At 70.2% G+C, this 17,856-nt stretch carries 16 protein-coding genes; 5 read left to right on the top strand and 11 right to left on the bottom strand.

Going from position 1 to position 17,856, the window contains the following annotated elements; translation table 11 throughout:
* From E1218_RS28215 to E1218_RS28200, 4 genes are all read right to left on the bottom strand, one after another.
* On the bottom strand, positions 1-2,438 hold a 2,438-nt coding region (locus E1218_RS28215; RefSeq protein WP_132325638.1), incomplete at its 3' end, for an ATP-binding protein.
* On the bottom strand, positions 2,435-2,998 hold the full coding sequence (locus E1218_RS28210) for a hypothetical protein (protein WP_132325636.1): 564 nt from the start codon (positions 2,996-2,998) through the stop codon (positions 2,435-2,437). The genes E1218_RS28210 and E1218_RS28215, both read right to left, overlap by 4 nt.
* Positions 2,998-3,285, bottom strand: a complete 288-nt coding sequence (locus tag E1218_RS28205) for a hypothetical protein (RefSeq protein ID WP_132325634.1) — start codon at positions 3,283-3,285, stop codon at positions 2,998-3,000. Before E1218_RS28205 ends, E1218_RS28210 begins: the two co-directional genes overlap by 1 nt.
* 49 nt (positions 3,286-3,334) lie before the next feature.
* Entirely contained in the window at positions 3,335-4,288 is a 954-nt protein-coding gene (locus tag E1218_RS28200) for a conjugal transfer protein (protein WP_165949455.1), read from the bottom strand.
* Between the two features lie 716 nt (positions 4,289-5,004).
* Between E1218_RS28200 and E1218_RS28195 the strand changes: the two genes are divergently transcribed.
* Both E1218_RS28195 and trxA read left to right on the top strand, forming a co-directional pair.
* Entirely contained in the window at positions 5,005-5,880 is an 876-nt protein-coding gene (locus E1218_RS28195; protein WP_132325630.1) for an aldo/keto reductase, read from the top strand.
* A gap of 163 nt (positions 5,881-6,043) precedes the next feature.
* Positions 6,044-6,433: a thioredoxin gene (gene trxA, locus E1218_RS28190; protein ID WP_132325628.1), complete on the top strand. Its 390-nt coding sequence runs from the start codon at positions 6,044-6,046 to the stop codon at positions 6,431-6,433.
* A 243-nt stretch (positions 6,434-6,676) separates the two neighbouring features.
* On the opposite strand, the gene E1218_RS28185 is transcribed toward trxA, so the two are convergent.
* Entirely contained in the window at positions 6,677-7,945 is a 1,269-nt protein-coding gene (locus tag E1218_RS28185; protein WP_132325626.1) for an NAD(P)/FAD-dependent oxidoreductase, read from the bottom strand.
* Positions 7,946-8,035: 90 nt separating this feature from the next.
* Between E1218_RS28185 and E1218_RS28180 the strand changes: the two genes are divergently transcribed.
* Positions 8,036-9,583 carry a helix-turn-helix domain-containing protein gene (locus E1218_RS28180; RefSeq protein ID WP_132325624.1) on the top strand — a complete coding sequence of 516 codons (1,548 nt, stop codon included), beginning with the start codon at positions 8,036-8,038 and terminating at the stop codon, positions 9,581-9,583.
* A 384-nt stretch (positions 9,584-9,967) separates the two neighbouring features.
* On the opposite strand, the gene E1218_RS28175 is transcribed toward E1218_RS28180, so the two are convergent.
* From E1218_RS28175 to E1218_RS28165, 3 genes are read right to left on the bottom strand one after another with little or no spacing between them, the layout of a single operon-like run.
* Positions 9,968-11,053, bottom strand: coding sequence for an NAD(P)/FAD-dependent oxidoreductase (locus E1218_RS28175; RefSeq protein WP_132325622.1), 1,086 nt, complete (start codon positions 11,051-11,053; stop codon positions 9,968-9,970).
* The gene (locus tag E1218_RS28170; protein WP_132325620.1) at positions 11,050-11,559 is read right to left on the bottom strand and encodes an isoprenylcysteine carboxyl methyltransferase family protein; all 510 of its coding nucleotides are present in this window, start codon (positions 11,557-11,559) and stop codon (positions 11,050-11,052) included. The genes E1218_RS28175 and E1218_RS28170 overlap by 4 nt, the downstream gene beginning before the upstream one ends.
* A complete protein-coding gene (locus E1218_RS28165) occupies positions 11,556-12,605 on the bottom strand; it encodes a type III polyketide synthase (protein WP_132325618.1) in 1,050 nt (349 codons plus the stop codon). The genes E1218_RS28170 and E1218_RS28165 overlap by 4 nt, the downstream gene beginning before the upstream one ends.
* 18 nt (positions 12,606-12,623) lie before the next feature.
* Between E1218_RS28165 and E1218_RS28160 the strand changes: the two genes are divergently transcribed.
* The gene (locus tag E1218_RS28160) at positions 12,624-13,526 is read left to right on the top strand and encodes a UbiA family prenyltransferase (protein ID WP_233712520.1); all 903 of its coding nucleotides are present in this window, start codon (positions 12,624-12,626) and stop codon (positions 13,524-13,526) included.
* On the opposite strand, the gene E1218_RS37530 is transcribed toward E1218_RS28160, so the two are convergent.
* From E1218_RS37530 to E1218_RS28150, 3 genes are read right to left on the bottom strand one after another with little or no spacing between them, the layout of a single operon-like run.
* Positions 13,515-13,988 carry a thiamine pyrophosphate-dependent enzyme gene (locus E1218_RS37530; RefSeq protein ID WP_233712519.1) on the bottom strand — a complete coding sequence of 158 codons (474 nt, stop codon included), beginning with the start codon at positions 13,986-13,988 and terminating at the stop codon, positions 13,515-13,517. The genes E1218_RS28160 and E1218_RS37530 overlap by 12 nt on opposite strands.
* Positions 13,952-15,292 (bottom strand): thiamine pyrophosphate-binding protein, encoded by a 1,341-nt coding sequence (locus E1218_RS28155; RefSeq protein WP_233712518.1) that lies wholly within the window; start codon positions 15,290-15,292, stop codon positions 13,952-13,954. Before E1218_RS28155 ends, E1218_RS37530 begins: the two co-directional genes overlap by 37 nt.
* 47 nt (positions 15,293-15,339) lie before the next feature.
* Complete coding sequence (locus tag E1218_RS28150; protein ID WP_233712517.1) at positions 15,340-16,227, bottom strand: LysR substrate-binding domain-containing protein; 888 nt, start codon at positions 16,225-16,227, stop codon at positions 15,340-15,342.
* Between the two features lie 109 nt (positions 16,228-16,336).
* Here E1218_RS28150 and E1218_RS28145 point away from each other — a divergent pair, with 109 nt between their 5' ends.
* Entirely contained in the window at positions 16,337-17,854 is a 1,518-nt protein-coding gene (locus tag E1218_RS28145; RefSeq protein WP_132325616.1) for an MFS transporter, read from the top strand.
* The last annotated feature ends 2 nt before the right edge of the window (positions 17,855-17,856 follow it).

The following is a 17,856-nucleotide window of genomic DNA, read 5'->3' as shown; positions in this document are numbered from 1 at the left end:
GTGCGGAGAAGGGCGGCGACTCGTTGGCTGGGGATGTCGATCTGGACGGTGGCTACTTCGTCCCAGCGGTCGCGCATGATGCAGTGGCCGTGGCGGATCGACTTGCCGTTGGCGGCGGTGTTGATGCCGCGGACGAGGGTCTGGTACGGCGGGGTCTGCGGGCGGCCGAGGAGCTCGAGGAGCGAGTCGACCTGCTCGCGGGAGCGGAGGCTGAAGGCGAACAGGGTGGTGATCTGCTCGACCAGGCCGGGGAGTTTGAGGATCGACGCCGGGTCCTGGGTGTCGAGGACCAGGGAGGCGCCGAGGGCGCGGCCGACACGGGCGATGTAGTCGAGGAAGGACGCGCCGTCGGGGGTCTTGGTGAGCAGGTGGACCTCGGGAACGATGACGACCTTCGAGCGGCCGCGGAACTCGCGGCGTCCGGTCGTGCGGACCATCCAGGCGAGGCAGCCGCGCAGGCAGGCCATGCCGACACGTTCGATCGGCGACCAGGACTCCGGCGCCGACTCGGGTGAGGGCAGGGTCAGGCCGGGCATCTGGACGACCCAGAGGCCCGGGTTGGTGGTCAGCGAGGACAGCCCGGACGGCGGGCCGGCGACGACCGAGCCCAGGCCGGTCTCGACCAGGTCGCGCAGGGCGAAACCGACGGTCCGCGTGGTCTCGGAGTCCGAAGCGCACAGCCGCTGGATGACGCCCCACGAGGACGGGTCCGGCGACTGGATCTCGGCCCGCGTCGCGGCGACGACCGGGGCCTCGGCCGCACCCCGCAGGTGCGGCGGGAGCAGGAGCATCAGCTGCGAAGGCGCCTGCAGCAAGGCGTCGTCGACCGGCAGCACGCGCAGCAGGTCGGCAGCGCCGGAGAACTGCGCGGTGATCTCGATGACAGCAGTCGGTACGCCGTACTCCGCCGCGACCGCGGACACACCGGCCGCGTCACCCTTCAGGTCGAGCAGCGGAACCCAGGCGCCCGCGAAGGCCGAGTCCAGACCGCCGAGCATGGCGGCCGTCGTCTTTCCTCGACCGGATCGCCCGAGGAAGAGCGTCGTGGTCGCGTCACCGAGCGCGGAACCGGCGGCAGCGTCGAAACGCACCAGCCCCGGCGTGGACCCGGTCAGGTAGCCGATGGCCGGACCGGTCGCGTCACCGATCGACGCACCGCCCCAGAACCACGAGCCGAAGAACGCGGTCGACTCGCGCACGTGCCCGAGGTCGGGGACGCGCAACTGGTCGCCTGGCAAGGATTCCAGCCACAGGTCGCGCTGCTCGTCCGCACCGGCCGCGACGGTGATGCCGCGGTCGGCGTAGTGCGCGATGACGGCGTCGACGTACGCCTCGAGGTCCTCGCGGGTGTCCGCGCTGACCAGCAGGCGGGGGTGGTCCTCGACCAGGGTCAGGCCGCTGCGGTTGATGTCGCGCTTGACCTCGCGCATCACGCGCTCGGTCTCGACGATCTCGTCAGCGGTCTCCTCCGCGGTGCCCTTGGCGGCGGACCGGCGTTGCTCCTTGGCGCTCTTGCGGGTCTCGTCGACCAGGTGGCGAGCGGTCTTCTTGGTCAGCACGCGGAAGCGGACGGACGCCTCGACGGTGACGTCGATCTCCTCGCCGTCGTCGTCGATCGCCTTGATCTCGGACAGCGTGCGCAGCCACTCCCCGCCGCCCGGCGTCTCGAGCTCCTCGGGGAAGTCGGTCATCGCGAGCACGGTCGTGTACGCCGCGATCTGGCCGCGCGAGTCGTAGATGCGCAGGTGGTCGGTGTACGGCACGACGCGGCCGGACGTCAGCCGGGCCAGCGACGCGCCGGTGATCAGGCCGCGGCGGGGCGCGGCGACCGCACCGCGGTGCATCTCGCGGCTGATCAGCCAGGAGATCACCTCGGCCGGCGCGGTGTGCGCCCGCCAGACAGTCGATCCGAGCTGACGGCCGAGCTTGCGGACCCGCTCGTCCAGGTGGGCGAGCTCACGGGCGCTGACACGCCACGACGTCGTCCCCAGGGCGTCGCTGATGGAGCCGCGAACCTGGGCGGTCGCCCGAGGGTCGCGGTCGCTGAGGTGTACGCCGAGGGCGACGTACCGCTCCGGCATCCGCATCTCGTCGATCCGGTCGGCCCGGGTCTGCGCCCAGGCCTCGTGGTCGCCGAGCCGGTAGTGACCGGCCACGGAGTCGATGTAGTCCTGCCCGGTCGAGCGGCCCCAGACGATCTTCAGGTGGCTGAGCCGGTCGCCGAGGATGGTCGCGGCCGCGCTCACCGCGGCGTCGAGAGCCGCGTCCTGCTCGGCCTCGGTCGCCAGGTCCGTGTTCGCCACGGAGATCAGGAACCACGCCTCCGCGCTGCGTTCGGTGACCAGCAGACCGTCCGCGATGGCGACCAGGCGAGGCGGCGGCAGGCCGCGTTCACGGCCGACGCCCACCAGGTTCAGGAGCTTGTCAGCGATCTTCATCGGCGCACCTTCCCAGACGACGTCCTGCGACTGACCCGCTGCACGTGGTCCGCCCCGAGCAGGCGGGCACGCTGGTTCACGGTGATGTCCGCACCCGCACGGACCCTCGGATCCAGCTCCACCACAACCTCGCGTTCCCACTCGGGGGTCACCCTGGCCTTCGCCAGGCCGGCCACCTTCTGGGTCGCGACGCGCTCACGCCATGGCAGGTACTCCGTCTTGTCGGCGGCCCGGGCGCCGAGACCGATGATCGGGCGGTGGGCGCGCAACGCGTAGCGGACGGCCAGCGCCCACTCGGTCACGCGGCGGCGGCGTTCGTGGAACTTGCCGGGTCGCCAGCCGAACGCGGTGATCACGAACGGCGGAACGACGTACAGGCTGACCGTGGGTTTCTTCGGCACCCCGATGAACGGGACGAGGAGTGCAACCCAGAGCACGATGACCACCGCTCCGAAGATGATCATCCGGCGCCGGGCGCCTTCTCCGAGGTCGATGCCGAGCAGGTCGTACTGCCGGGTCTCGATCTCGAAGTGGTGGGTCAGGGTACGGCCGACGCGCATCAATTACCTCCGGACAGCAATCCCCAGAAGCCCTTGAGCACGTTGATGGTCTGATTGTTGGCGTAGATCAGCCCGCCGACCAGCACGCCGGCCGCGATGTGGCCGAACAGCTCGCCCCACTCGCGCTTGAAGTAGTGGCCGATGGCACGCAGCACGAGGATGGCGATGAAGATGTTCCCCGCGATGACCAGGACCCAGTCCTTGAAATCCGCGCCCGTCGGGACGTTGCTGTCGACCAGCGGCACGGCGAGCTGTACCACGCTCGCAGCCAGTTCGTGCGTCATCATTGCGGTGTCTCCCTTGTTGCCTCGGTCGTCCGACGGCTGGTCGCTGGTGTCATCCGACGGCAGCCACTTGCCATCGTTGTGCTCCGTCCGTGGCGACGGTGCGCCTCAACGTGAGCGTGTAGGTCTGGTCCAGGGTGGTGTTACCCGTCCCGTCCCAGGTGACGGCCGCGGTCGCCCGCCGCTCGTCGTCGTTGCCGGCGAAGACCTGCCAGTCCTTGAGCTCGCCGAACTTCACCGAGCCGTTCAGGCTGCGGATGGTCGAGCCCGGCGCGGTCACCGCCGACACCTTGTTGTCCGACTCGGCGTACGCCGAGAAGAACGCCTCCGCGTCCTTCAGTGTCGCCGCGGTCAGATCGTCGTCCGGTACGCCGGCCTCCGGCATGTTCTCCGGCAGCGCGGCCCGCTCGTCCGGGACGAACGTCGGCGGCCCGCTGGCCACCACCCGCGATGCCGTCCGGGCCACCGGGACGGACAGCCGCGCCCACGAGTACGGGCCGGCCACCCAGCCGGCACCGCGCTTCGTGTACGGCCGGATCTCCACGCGTACGTCGACCACGGCGGTGACCCCACCGGAGTCGACCTTGACCTCGCCCGCGTACGCCTTGTCGGCGGTCTGCACGCCGCGACCGTTCCACCCCGCCCGGCTGTCCAGCCCGGCCGCCAGGTCGAGCGCGATCCGCGCCGGCCGGGCGTCCGGGTTCGCCTCGTCCCAGTTCAGGTAGGACACGGCGTACCGGGTCGCCACCGCACGGGCCTCGTCGGCCGGGAAGCTGTTCTCAGTGGTGACGACGGTCTGCGGGACGCGGTTCGGCGCGATCCAGGAGCGGACGCCGCTGATCGCTGCCAGCAGAAGAACGACGACCACCAGGCCGCGGAAGAACCGCCTGGCCCAGGTCGAGAACGACGACTCCGGCTCGGTCGACCACGGCGGTTGCCCGGTCTCCAGCGGCTCGCGCACCGGCACGGGGGCCGCGTGCGCACCGTGCGGGGAGCGCTGTTTCAAACGTTCGGGTGTCCGGTGCGCCGATCCGGACGGATCCGGCGTACGTGCGGACGGACGACGGGGTGGTGCCATCACTCCGCCGGCCGGCGGATGTGCCTGCGGAGCGGAGTACTGCGCCGCTACGCCCTGTGCCTGCCGAGGGGTGGGTGACACCGGTCCATCGGGGTGGGCCCACCACTCCGGTGCGGTGTTCGACGGGCGTCCCTTGCCCGCCTTGGACCTGCGCTGATTCGTGCGCCGCTGGTCCGACCAGTGCTCACCTTTTGGCGGCAGATTCAGCAACGTTCGCCACCAACTCATCGCTACCCGCCCCTCAGACAGCAGTTACGCGGACAGTAGCCGGGAGGATACGGCAAGCAACCGCCCTCCGGGAGACCTGAGACCAGGATCCGGATGCTCCATCGCTCCTCGCAGCCATACTGTTACCCCGCTTGCGGGCAGTGTCACCCTCCTCGGGCAAGAGTGACACCTTCAGAACCGTCGTCATAGCTCCTCTCTCATCCCGATCCGGGTCGATCGGGCAGCGCACACCATGCCACACACCGCGGACAGGCTTCGAAGATCCGTGCGAACAACATGGTAAAGAACGCATCAACTGATCACGCATAGTAACCGATCCGAGTGTCCAGCCTGTGGAAAACTCTCCCGTGGCGAGGGGTCAAAACCAATGACCGGGCATAGGGTCGCAGTAACCCTGCTACCCCTGGAGGACCAGGATGGAAACTCGCCGACTGGGCAGACTCGGGCACGACAGTTCGGTCCTGATCTACGGTGCCGCCTCGCTCGGTGCGGTCGACCAGGACCGGGCCGACGCCTCGATCCAGGAAGCCCTCGATGCCGGGATCAACCACTTCGACGTCGCCGCCGACTACGGCGACGCCGAGCTCCGCCTCGGTCCGCGGATGCCGGAGATCCGCGACCGGATCTTCCTCGCCACCAAGACCGGGCGCCGTACTTACGAGGAGGCGTGGTCCGAAATCAACCGGTCGCTGGAGCGGCTCCGGACCGACCACGTCGACCTGATCCAGATGCACGCCGTGTGTGATCTGGAGAACCTGGATCTCGTCACCGGCACGGGCGGTTCGCTCGAAGCCGCCGTCCGGGCGAAGGAAGAAGGCATGGTCCGGGCGATCGGGATCACCGGCCACACCGCGCAGGCGCCGGCGGTGCACACCGAGGGACTGCGCCGGTTCGACTTCGACAGTGTGCTCACCCCGCTGAACTACCGGCTGTCGACGGATCCGCAGTACGCCGCCGACTACGCCGCCCTGGTCGAGGCGATCAGGGCGTCGGACGCCGCGCTGATGACGATCAAGATGATTGCCCGGCGCAACTGGAAGGACGGCGAGGAGAAGACGTACGACACCTGGTACCGGCCGTTCGACGAGCAGCGCTACGTCACCGCGGCGACCGCCTGGCTGCTCAACGGGCACCCGGAGATCACCGGCCTGGCGACCGCCGGCGAGACCCGGTTGCTGCGCCGGATGGTGATCGCCGAGCGCGAGCGGGCCGACCTGACGCCGGAGGACGCCGCGTCCATCCTCGAGGAGGTCCAGGACTACGCGTCACCCTTCGTGGACATGCCGATCTGACCGGGCGTGTGCCAGGTCACACTCGGCTCGCCGGATTTCGGTCGCCCCATCAGACGGTCAAGCGCTTGTACGTCGTTCGTGGTCAGACGAACTGGCCGGGTGGGAACACCTGCGGCCGGTGCGGTGTTGTAGAGGCTGTACTCGTCTAACTTCGGAGGTCGTAGTGGCAACGGTCGAGCTGTCCCAGGACAACTTCAACGAGGTCGTCAGTGGTGACGGTCTCGTGCTGGTGGACTTCTGGGCTGAGTGGTGCGGCCCGTGCAAGATGTTCGGACCGGTGTTCGAGAAGTCATCCGAGCAGCACACGGACATCACCTTCGGCAAGGTCGACACCGAGGCGCAGGTCGAGCTCGCCCAGGCGTTCCAGATCCGCTCGATCCCGACGCTGATGGCGGTCCGCGACGGCGTCGTCCTGTACTCCCAGCCCGGCGCCCTGCCGGCCGCGGCCCTGGAGGACCTGATCGGCCAGCTGCGCGCGGTCGACATGGAAGAGGTCCGCGCCCAGATCGCCGCCCACGAGGCCGAGCACGGCACCGAGCCCCACACCCACTGAGCAACGCCGGAGGCCCCGGACCGCACGGTCCGGGGCTTCGGCATGTCCGCTGCGTCGTGGGAGCGGGCCCTGGGCAGGGGATCCGGCCAGGGCCCGCTCCGGGCAGACCGCGGCGGCGAGGTGAGCCGGAGAGGCGCAGGGCGGGTGAGGCAGAACCGCCCAGTAGGTCACCTGGATGCGCCGCTCGAGGCGCGGTCGGCCGGAGTGGGGAGGACCACGTCGTCGGGGTTCCTTCCGTTGTCGTCAGCGGAGTGGGTCGAACGGCGCCAACTCGCTCGGGGTGCGGCCGGTGGTGATGGTCTCGGCCAGCAGCTGCCCGGTGATCGGGCCGAGGGTGATCCCCCACATGCCGTGACCGCCGGCGGCGAAAACGCGCGGGGACTGGGTGGCGCCGATCAGCGGGAGGCCGTCCGGGGTGCAGGGGCGCGGACCGACCCACTCGAAGGTACGGGCGTCCAGGTCGGCGTCCCGCAGCAGCGGCCGGGCGGCCTCGACGATCGCCTCGATCCGGCGCGGGTCGAGTTTCGCGTCCGGCTTGCGGAACTCCATCATCCCGGCGACCCGCAGCCGGTCGCCGAGCGGCGTGCACGCTACCCGCTGCGCCGGGAAGTACACCGGGCCGGCCGGCACGTGCGCGATCGGAACGCTGAAGCTGTAGCCACGGCCCGCCTGCACAACCGTGCGGACGCCGAACTGCCGGGCCAGGTCGCCGAGCCACGCCCCGGTCGCCATCACGACGGCGTCGAACGGGTCGGTCTCGCCGTCGGCGGTGACCAGCCGGACGCCGCGGATCTCGTCGACGACGTGCTTCACGACGACCCCGCTGATGATCTGCCCGCCGCGGGCCACCACCGAGTCGGCCAGCATCCGCACGTACTCGCCCGGGTTGATGAACCGCTGCCCGTGCAGCCGGATCGCGGCCCCGATCTCGTCGGACAGCGAGGGCTCGATCTCGCGGGCGTCGTCCCCGGTGATCGGCTCGAACTCGATGCCCTGGCCGGCGCCGTGGATGTGCTCGATCTCCTCGAGCAGCACGCTGCGCTCGGCCTCGGTCCGGTACGCGGCCAGGAACGACTTGGCCTCGTACGTCTGCGCCTCGACGCCGGCCTTGGCCAGGAAGTCGAACGCGGTCAGGGCCTGGCGGTTGATCGGGACCAGCGACTCCATCGCGGTCTTCCAGCGTCCGGCGGTGCTGTTGCGAGCGAAGCGGGTGAGGAAAGTGAGGAGCCGCGGGCTCGCGGTCGGTGGAACGTACACCGGTGAGGAGGGGCTCAGCACCGCGCGGACGCCGTACTTGAGGACGGCCGGCTCCGGCAGGGGGGTGGCCAGGCCTGGCGTGAGCCAGCCCGCGTTCCCCCAGGACGCACCCGCGGCGACCCCCTCGCGATCGAGCACGGTGACCTCGACGCCGGCTTCCTGGAGGAACCAGGCGGTGGCGAGTCCGACCATGCCCGCGCCGACGACGGCGACGTGATCGGGAACGACGTGGGTGACAGAACCAGCAGCGACCATGTATCGATGGTGCGGCCGCCGCGCACCGCTGTCATGGTGCGATCACACCACAGAAGAGACAAATGACTGTGCTTGAAGCACAATAACCTCGTGATCACCGCGCCTGACCTGGTCGTCGCCGTCGGACCCGCCCTCTTCGAAGTGGTGGTCACCGGCAAGGGCGACGGAGAGGTCCGTGACGTCTTCCTGGCCGACCCGCAGGAGCCGGCGACCGGGCAGCCGGGCGACCTGGTGCTCGGGCTCGGTCTGCGCGACGCCGAGGACGCAGTCGAGCTGGTGGAGCGGTGCGCGGCCGGCAACGCGTCAGGGGTCGTCCTGCGTACGACGCTGGCCCACGAGCCCACTGTGGTCGCCGCAGCAGACCGGTGGCTGCTCACCCTCGTCGCACTCCAGCCGAGCGTGACCTGGGCGCACGTGGTCTGGCTGTTGCGTGGTGTGATCGACCGGGCCGCAGCGCCCGACTCCCCCGCCGCTGGAGACGCTGGAGTTCACCAGGAGCTGTTCGCGCTCGCCGACGCAGCCGCCGCGATCGTGGACGCGCCGGTCACCATCGAGGACAACCAGTCCCGCGTCCTGGCGTACTCCTCCGGCCAGGACTTCACCGACCCCACTCGCGTGTCCACGATCGTCGGCCGACGCGTTCCACCCGAGGTGATCGCGCACTTCCGCGCTCGTGGGATCTTCCGGCGCCTGGCACGGTCCAGTGAGCCCTTCCTTGTGCCTGACGGCCCTAACGGCATCCGCCCGCGTCTCGTCGTACCCGTGCGGGCTGGTGGTGAGTGGCTGGGGTCCATCTGGGCTGTGGTGGACGGACCGGTCAGTGATGAGGTGACAGCCGAGCTGAGCAACGCTGCGTCGGTGCTGGCACTGCATCTGCTGCGGCTGCGGGCACAAGCCGACGTGGCGCGGCGGAGTGCGATCGACAGGCTGCGGACGATCCTGCGGCAGTTCTCCCCGGACAACCCGCTTGATGTCCGCCTGCCACGGCAGCCCTGGCGTGTGGTCGCACTCGGCTCGCCCGACGGGTACGACGTACCGCAGCAACTCGACCTGTGGGAGTCGACCGGTCGCCGGCACGGGTGGAGCGAGCCGCAACTCGCGGACCTCGACGGGACCGTGCTGGCGGTCGTCACAGACGCCGACGGCCCTGGCTCGTGGACCTGGCTGAGCAAACTCGTCACCGAGCAGGCCAAGACGGCTCCTGGCACCATCGCCGCGGCAGGCGGTCCTGCACGTGGCCCTGCCGACCTGCCGAGCTCACGTGCCCAGGCGGTCGAGCTGTTGGGCCTGGTACGTCGTGGAACCGCGCCTGGGCCCGCACTCCCGGTGGAAGAGGCCTGGCACGTGCTGACCGTTCACCGAGCCGTCACCTCGTTGGACACCACCAAGCTGGACGGGCCGCTCGCCACGCTGCTGCGGCACGACATCGAGCACGACACCGGATTCGTGGAAACGCTGCAGGCGTGGCTGGAGTATCCCGGTCAGCCGCAGCGCGCGGCCCGGGAACTGCATCTGCACACGAACACGTTGCGGCACCGGATGAAGCGCATCGGCGAGATCGCGGCGCTGGATCTGTCGAGTCCGCGCGAACGGCTCGCCTTGCAACTGCAGATCGCCGCGGTGCGGACGGAGCACTGAGATCTTCACCACAGCCGAACGTAACAAGGCTTCATATTCCGGCAACTGTTGAGCAACATCCGCCTGATTGAGTCTTTCTCAGCACCACCAAGGACTGTCCCAGCTTTTCACCAGGAAGCTGGGGCACCGTTCCAGCCTTTCACCAGGAGGCTGGACCGGCCGGTCCGAGCTTTTCACCAGGAAGCTCGGGCCTCTCGTGGGCCCGGCGGTTGTCTGAGCGATCGCCGGGCCCCAAGAGAATCAGGCCCAGAAAGTCAGGCCCGGAGAGTCTGGCCCGGAGAGTCGGCCCCCGGACAGCCAGGCGTCCGACAGTCGGCCCAAGAGGTCCAGGGGCCCGAGCGTCGGTCCCGGAGGATCAGGTGCCGGAGAATCCGGCCCGGAGCATCACGCCAGGCGGTTGACGATGTGGCCGTACACCCCGGGCAGCAGTGCCGCGGCCGGCACGATACGGGGAGCGAGCAACGACCTGTTGCGGGCCCAGAGCAACGATCCGGTGAGCAGCCGGCACTCCCAGGACACCCGCCGCCAGGCGGCCTCGTAGTCGTCCGGTCGATTGTCGACAACACAGCGCACCAGCTCTGCCGAGGTCCGGAGCGCGACCGCGATCCCCTCGCCGGTCAGCGCGTCCACGTAGCCGGCGGCGTCGCCCACCAGCAGCACGCGACCCGCGACCCGTGCACGGACTCGCTGCCGCAGCGGGCCGGCGCCCATGACCGCGTTCGCCGGGCGGGCGCCGCTCAAGCGTCTCTTCAGCGCCGGGAAGGCGTCCAGGTGGGAGTCGAAGGTTCCGCGCTCGGAGGTGAGGACGGCGACGCCGACGAGGTCGTCGGCGACCGGGGTCACGTAGGCCTCCCCCAGCCCGGACCAGTAGACCTCGACCAGGTCGGTCCACGGCGCGACCGCGAAGTGGCGGCGCAGTCCGCGGCGGACCGAGCCGGAGGCCGGTGCCGCGAGGCGGCCGCCGGACCGCCACGAGGCAATGGGCCACGTGCGGTTGTGTCCAGCCCGGGGCGGGCCGGCGAGGCCGAGTTGGCGGCGGATGCCCGAGTGCAGCCCGTCGGCGGCGGCCAGGTAGCGGGCGGTGTAGCCGGCGGCGGTGACCGACGTGGTGTTCTGGGCGATGGCGCCAATCCGATTGTCGACAATCGGCACGCCCAGCGAGTGGAGGCGGTCGACGAGCGCTCGCTGCAGCGTCGTACGCCGGACGCCGAGTCCTGGGCCGGCGCGGAAGCGGGCGTCGACCTGGTGATCGGTGTCGAGGTAGCGGATGCCGTGGAACGGGCGGCCGGACAACTGCACGCCCAACCGGCCCAGATAGTCCACCGCACTGTGCGCGATGCCTTCGCCGCACGCTTTGTCGATCGGCGTCGTCCGCGGCTCGACGACCACGACGGACAAGCCGGCGAGCGCGGCGCGGATCGCGGTCGCGGCACCAGCGGGACCGCAGCCGGCGACGAGGAGGTCGATCACTTGACCAGCGCGGAGGTGAGCGCCGCTTCCTCGGCGCGGATCCGGACCGCCAGCAAGGGGATGTTCAGCAGGGTGAAGACCAAAGCCGTGATCCACGCGGTGTGGACGAGCGGCAGTGCGATGCCCTCGGCAACCACCGCGACGTAGTTCGGATGCCGCAGCCACCGGTACGGGCCACGCGCAACCAGGTGCAGCCCTGGTACGACGATCACCCGGGTGTTCCACTGCCGCCCGAGCACCGTGATGCACCACCATCGCAAGCCCTGCGACAGCAGCACGACGGCGAACATCGTCCACCCGAGTGCCGGGATGAACGGCCGATGGGCGGCCTCCACCAGACAACCGGCCAGCAGCCCGGTGTGCAGCACCACCATGAACGGGTAATGCCCGCGCCCCGACTCCACCCCGCCCTGCGCGAAACTCCAGCGCGCGTTCCGCAGCGACACCACCAGCTCGGCGACCCGTTCCAAGCCGACGAGCACCACGAGTACTACGTACCACCTCATGGCCACTCCAGCAGAACCAGCTCGGAGCAGAAGCCTGGGCCCATGGCCAGTAGTAGTCCCATGCCGACAGGATCTCGTCGCAGGGTTTCACCGAGCACGTGCAACACGGACGACGACGACAGGTTGCCGACCGCATCGAGCGACTCCCACGTCAGACCCAGTGCTCCCGGTCGCAGCGACAGCGTCTCCGCGACCGCCTCCAGGACCTTCGGACCGCCGGGATGACTCACCCAGGTCCCGATGTCCGGAACGCTCAGCCCGCGCGTCGCCAGGAACTCGCGCACGTCACCACCGAGATAGGTCCGTACGACGTCCGGAACGTCCGCGCCCAGCACGATCCGCAACCCGCCCGACCCGACGTCCCAGCCCATCACCCGCTCGGAGTCCGGATACAGCCGGCTGCGGGTCGCCACCACCGACGGTCCCGACGCGGCCGGATGCTCCGACCCCGTCATCACCACAGCGGCGGCGCCGTCACCGAACAGCGCCCCACCGACCAGGTTGGGCAACGACGAGTCGTCCCGCTGCAGCGTCAACGAGCACAGTTCGACCGACAGCAGTACGGCGACGTGCGTCGGCCAGGCCGTCAGATAGTCGTGCACCCGCGCGATCCCGGCCGCCCCGCCCACGCAGCCCAACCCGAACAGCGGCAGCCGCTTCACGTCCTCACGCAACCCCAGCCGCAACGCGACCCGCGCGTCGATGGACGGCGCCGCCACGCCGGTCACCGTGGTGAACATCAGCAGATCGACGTCGTCCAGCGTCAGCCCCGCGTCCTTCACCGCTCCCGCGACCGCCTCCGCGCCAAGGTCCACGGCCGTCGCGATCCAGGCGTCGTTCGCCTCGCCGAAGTCCTTCAGTGCGGCGTACCGCTCCAACGGCAGCGCGAGGTGCCGGTACGACACGCCCGCGTTGGCGTGCAGCCGCCGGAGCAGCGCCGAACCGCTGCCGTCGGGCAGGCAGATCGACGCGAACGCCTCGGTCAACTCGGACTGCGGATAGCGGTACGGCGGCAGCGCGGGCCGGACCGCTGCGATCCGCGTCATCGTGGCATCGTTACTTCGGTGAGCCCTGAGGTGAACCGTGACGCGAGCCAAGACCCGGGCAGTGACGCGCGCCAAGACCCGGCCCGTGACGCGCGCCGTGGTCCCGGCACCGTCGCCGCGACCGTCCGCGGTCTGGCACTCGCCTGCCACCCCGGGCCGACGGTCGCCGTCACCGCGCTCACCACGGCCGTGGCCTGGTCGGCCGGGCGCAGTCCGGCCGGGTGTCTCCTGGTCGCAGCAACGATCCTCACCGGCCACCTCTCGATCGGCTGGAGCAATGACGCGATAGACGCCGCCCGCGACACCATTGTGAACCGACAGGACAAGCCGGTGGTGCGTGGACTGGTGAGTCGCCGCACGCTGATCGTGGCCGCAGCCGTCATGCTGGTCCTCACCGTCCCGGTCTCGCTGGCCAACGGAACGGCCGCCGGCCTGATGCATCTGCTGTTCGTCGCGTGCGCGTGGGCGTACAACCTCGGCCTCAAGTCGACCGCGATCTCCTGGCTCCCGTACGCCGTCGCGTTCGGGGCGCTTCCCTCGTTCGTCACCCTCGGCACGACCGCTACCTGGGCGCCCTGGTGGGCCACGGCCGCCACCGCTCTGCTCGGGGTCGGTGCCCACCTGGCAAACGTCGTACCCGATCTGGCCGACGACCTGGCCACCGGCGTCCGGGGCTGGCCGCAACGGCTCGGACGGGCCGCGCGGCTGCTCGCTCCGGTCCCGTTGGCCGCGGCCACGATCCTGCTCGTGGCCGGACCGCCCGGGCCGGCCGGCGTGACCGGGTGGATCACGCTCGGCCTGGTCGCGGTACTGCTCGCCGTGATCCTGACCTGGAAGAACGCACCCTTCCTGGTCACCATCGCGGTCGCCGCGGTCAGCGTGGCAGCGCTCGTCATCCGGGGCGACGCGCTAGTGCCGTAGCTCCTGGAGCTTCGTCTTGACGCCTTCCTTGAGCACACCCCACCGGTCCTCGTCACCGCGCCACAACGACTTGGCCAGCTTCTGGATCTCGTCCCAGCTGGCATGCGGCGGGATCGGCGGTACGTCGGGATCGCAGTACACGTCGAGCAGCATCGGCCGGTCGGCCGCGAGGGCGCTGTCCCAGGCCATCCCGAGGTCGTCGCCGTCCCGGATGGTGACCGCCGACAGTCCGACCGACCGTGCGAACGCCGCGTAGTCGACCTCGGGCAGCGTCTGCGAGTCGGTGAACTTCGGCGAGCCCTGCATCGACCGCATCTCCCAGGTCACCTGGTTGAGGTCGTTGTTGTGCAGCACGGCGATCACCAGCCGCGGATCGCTCCACTCCTGCCAGTACCGCTTGATCGTGATCAGCTCGGCCAGCCCGTTCATCTGCATCGCGCCGTCGCCGGAGAACGCGACCACCGGTTTGGCCGGATACGCGATCTTCGCCCCGACGCGTACGGCACCGCGGACCCCATCGTCGCCAGCGTGCCGGACAGCGAGCCGCGCGTGGTGTCGTTGAACCGCAGCTGCCGCGCGTACCAGTCGGCCGCCGAGCCGGAGTCCGCGACCACGACACAGTCGTCCGGCAACCGCTCGGAGAACTCGAGGAACAGCCGCTGCGGGTTCACCGGATCCGCGTCGACCTTCGCGGCCGCGGCCATCACCTCCCACCAGCGCCGTACGCCGTCCTCGATGCCGGCCCGCCAGGACCGGTCCTCCTTGCGCAGCAGATACGGGGTGAGCTCGCGCAACGTGGCCCCCGCGTCGCCGACCAGATTCACCTCGTACGGGTAGCGCATCCCGATCATGGTCGGATCCGCGTCGATCTGGACCGCTCGCGCCGAACCGAACTCCGGCAGGAACTGTGAGTACGGGAAGCTCGACCCGACGGTCAGCAGCGTGTCGCAGCCTCGCATCAGCTCCCAGCTGGGCCGGGTGCCGAGCAGGCCGATCGAGCCGGTCACGTACGGCAGGTGGTCGCTCAGCACGTCCTTGCCGAGCAGCGCCTTCGCGACGCCCGCGCCCAGCAGCTCCGCGATCATCTCGAGCTCACGCCGGGCACCACGCGCACCCTGACCGACCAGGATCGCGACCTTCGCCCCACTGTTCAGTACGTCGGCCGCCCGCAGCAGAGCCTCCTCGTCGGGTACCGGAGTGGCCGGAGCGAACCCCAGACTCGACGGAACCATCTTGAACGCGTGCTCCGGCGCCGAGTACTCCAGCTCCTGGACGTCGGACGGCACGATGACCGCAGTCGGCGCCGAGCGCGCCAGTGCGGTCCGGATCGCCCGGTCGAGGACGTTCGGCAGTTGCTCGGGCACGGTGACGGTCTCGGCGAACTCACTCGCGACGTCCTTGAAGAGCGAGTGCAGGTCGACCTCCTGCTGGTACGAGCCGCCCATCGCGGTCCGGCTGGTCTGGCCGACGATCGCGACCACGGGCACGTGGTCGAGCTTGGCGTCGTACAGGCCGTTCAGCAGGTGGATCGCGCCGGGACCGGAGGTTGCCATGCAGACGCCGACCCGGCCGGTGAACTTGGCGTAGCCTACCGCTTCGAAGGCGCTCATCTCCTCGTGCCGCGACTGGACGAAGCGCGGGCCGTTCTTCGCCTCGGTCCAGGCCGACAGGATGCCGTTGATGCCGTCACCCGGATAACCGAAGACGGTGTCCACCTGCCAGTCCCGGAGCCGCTCGAGCAGATAGTCGCCAACCGTGATTGCCATGTGTGACCTCCCAACAGTCAATCCCCGGGTGCCCCACGACCTCTGCTTCATGCGGCGTCGGGCTTGAGGGGCGCGTTGCTCCCGAGGATGGCGGCGGTGAGCGCCTCGGCGGGCTCCTTGGCGGCCCGCGGGTTGGTGATCAGCACCAGGTCGATCGCCGGCAGGTCGGGCAGGCCGGCGCTCGGCGGCGGCTCGACCAGGTCGGCCGGCATCAGCGAGCGGGCGAAGATCGCGATCCCGAGACCCGCCCGGACGGCGGCGAGGACGCCGTTCACGCCGCGCACGATGCAGGTGATCCGGCACGACCGGCCCGCCTGCTCCAGGGTCTGCACACCGAGTGAGCGGCTCAGGCTGGGCGCCTGGTACGCGACCAGCGGCACCGGACCGTCGGGCGCGATCCGGGTCCCGGCGATCCCGGCCCAGACGAGCGGATCCCGGCGTACCAGCCGGCCACTGGGCTCGTAGCTGGTGCCGACGCTGTGCTTCACGTAGGCCAGGTCGAGGTGACCGGACTCCACCCGTCGGAGCAGGTTGGGGCTCTGGGCAACTGTGAGCTCGAGGTCGATCCGCGGGTACAGCTGCCGGAAGTCCCGCAGGATCCGCGGCAGCGGGGTGAGCGCCAGGTCGTCGGTGACGCCGAACCGCAGCCGGCCGCGGAGCTCGGAGCCGGTGAAGTAGCCGGCCGCCTCCTCGTGCGCGGCCAGGATGGTCCGGGCGAACCCGGCCATCGCCTCGCCGTCCGCGGTCAGCGTCACGGTGCGGGTGTCGCGCAGGAACAGCGGCCGCCCGACGGCCGCCTCGAGCTTGCGGACGTGCTGGCTGACCGTCGGCTGCCGGATCCCCAGCCGCTCGGCCGCCTGGGTGAAGCTGAGCGACTGCGCCACCGCCAGGAAGGTCCGTAGCTGGTCCGGGTCGTACATCGATTCCCCTCTCATAGCGTGACGCAATAAGACTAATAGGAGTGATTCGGTGTCGGAATCCAGCATCGAACTGTGAGGATGGACCTGTCCTCCCCTGACCAGCCCACTCGCGTAGGGAACGCTCTTGACCACCCGGGCCACCGGTACTGCCCCATCCGTCCCCGACTTCCACACGCACCGCAGTACGAGTCCAGCCGAACCGCAGCGGCGCCCCGGTTTCCGGGACACGTTCAGCGCGCTGCAGGTCCGCAACTTCCGCCTTCTGGTCAGCGGACTGCTGGTGAGTTCCACCGGCGGCTGGATCCAGCGCATCGCCCAGGACTGGCTGGTGCTCACGATCACCGGCAGCGCCACCGCGGTCGGCATCACCACCGCGCTGCAGTTCCTCCCCACCCTCCTGCTGGGCCTGTACGGCGGGGTGATCGCGGACCGCTTCCCGAAGCGGAAGGTCCTGCTGGTCACCCAGACGATGATGGGCACGGGGGCCGCCGTCCTCGCCGTGCTGGCCTTCATCGGTCAGGTGCAGGTCTGGCAGGTCTACCTGATGGCGCTGTTCCTCGGCCTGGCGACCGCCGTCGACAACCCGACCCGGCAGTCCTTCGTCACCGAACTGGTCGGCAAGGACCGGGTCCGGAACGCGATCAGCATGGTCTCGTCGACGTTCCAGCTCGGCAGCCTGATCGGCCCGGCACTCGGCGGCATCCTGCTCGGCGCGCTCGGCACCGGCTGGGCCTTCGCGCTGAACGCGGTCACCTTCTTCGCCTCGATCTCCGCGCTGCTGATGATGCGGGACAGCGAGATGCCCGGGCTGCAGGCGGCCCGCCGGGCGAGCGCCGGGATGCGGATCCGGGACGGCCTGAAGGACGGCGTGCGGTACGCGTTCCACGAGCCGGCCGTCCGGTGGGCGATCGCGCTGGTCGGCATCTACGGCATGTTCACCATCAGCCTGGCGGTGACGCTGACCGCGTTCGCCGACCGGGTCTTCCACACCGGCGCGACCGGGTACGGCGTACTGAACTCCGTGGTGGCCGCCGGCGCGCTGACCGGCGCACTGCTGTCCGCCCGGCGGGTGCGCACGCCAAGGCTGCGCAACCTGGTCGGGCTCGCGTCGCTGCTGGCGATCAGCCAGATCCTGGCCGCGGTCCAGCCGTCGCTGTGGACCTTCATCCCGCTGCTGTCCGCTCTCGGCCTGGCGACGCTGATGTTCCTCACGGCCGCGCAGTCGATGGTCCAGTTGACCACGCCCGACGGACTGCGTGGACGGGTCTCCGGCATCTACAACCTGGTGTTCATCGGCGGCGGTGCGATCGGCGGCCCGCTCGTCGGTTTCATGGCCCAGACCTGGGGTGCGCGGACGAGCCTGCTGCTCTCCGGCCTGATCCCGGCGGTGGCGACGGTGGCGATCGCCCTCCGGCTCCGCCGCGACGGCCGCTTCCGGCTGGTCGTGGTCCGCACCCGCTCCCCCTGGCACCAGCCGCCGGTCCGGCTCAACCTCGAGCAGAGCTCGATCCGGCTGTCCGCCCCGGCGAGCACCCCGGTCCCCCGGCCGTCGCGCCCCTTCACCCTCGGCCGGCGCCAGCACCAGCAGACCGATCCGCACACCCGGCCGGTCCGCCCCCGCCGCCGCCCGCAACACCACTAGGG

Source organism: Kribbella turkmenica (assembly GCF_004348725.1).
Lineage (GTDB): Bacteria > Actinomycetota > Actinomycetes > Propionibacteriales > Kribbellaceae > Kribbella > Kribbella turkmenica.
The sequence above is the reverse complement of the archived record's forward strand: the minus strand, read 5'-3'. Positions and strand labels throughout refer to the sequence as shown.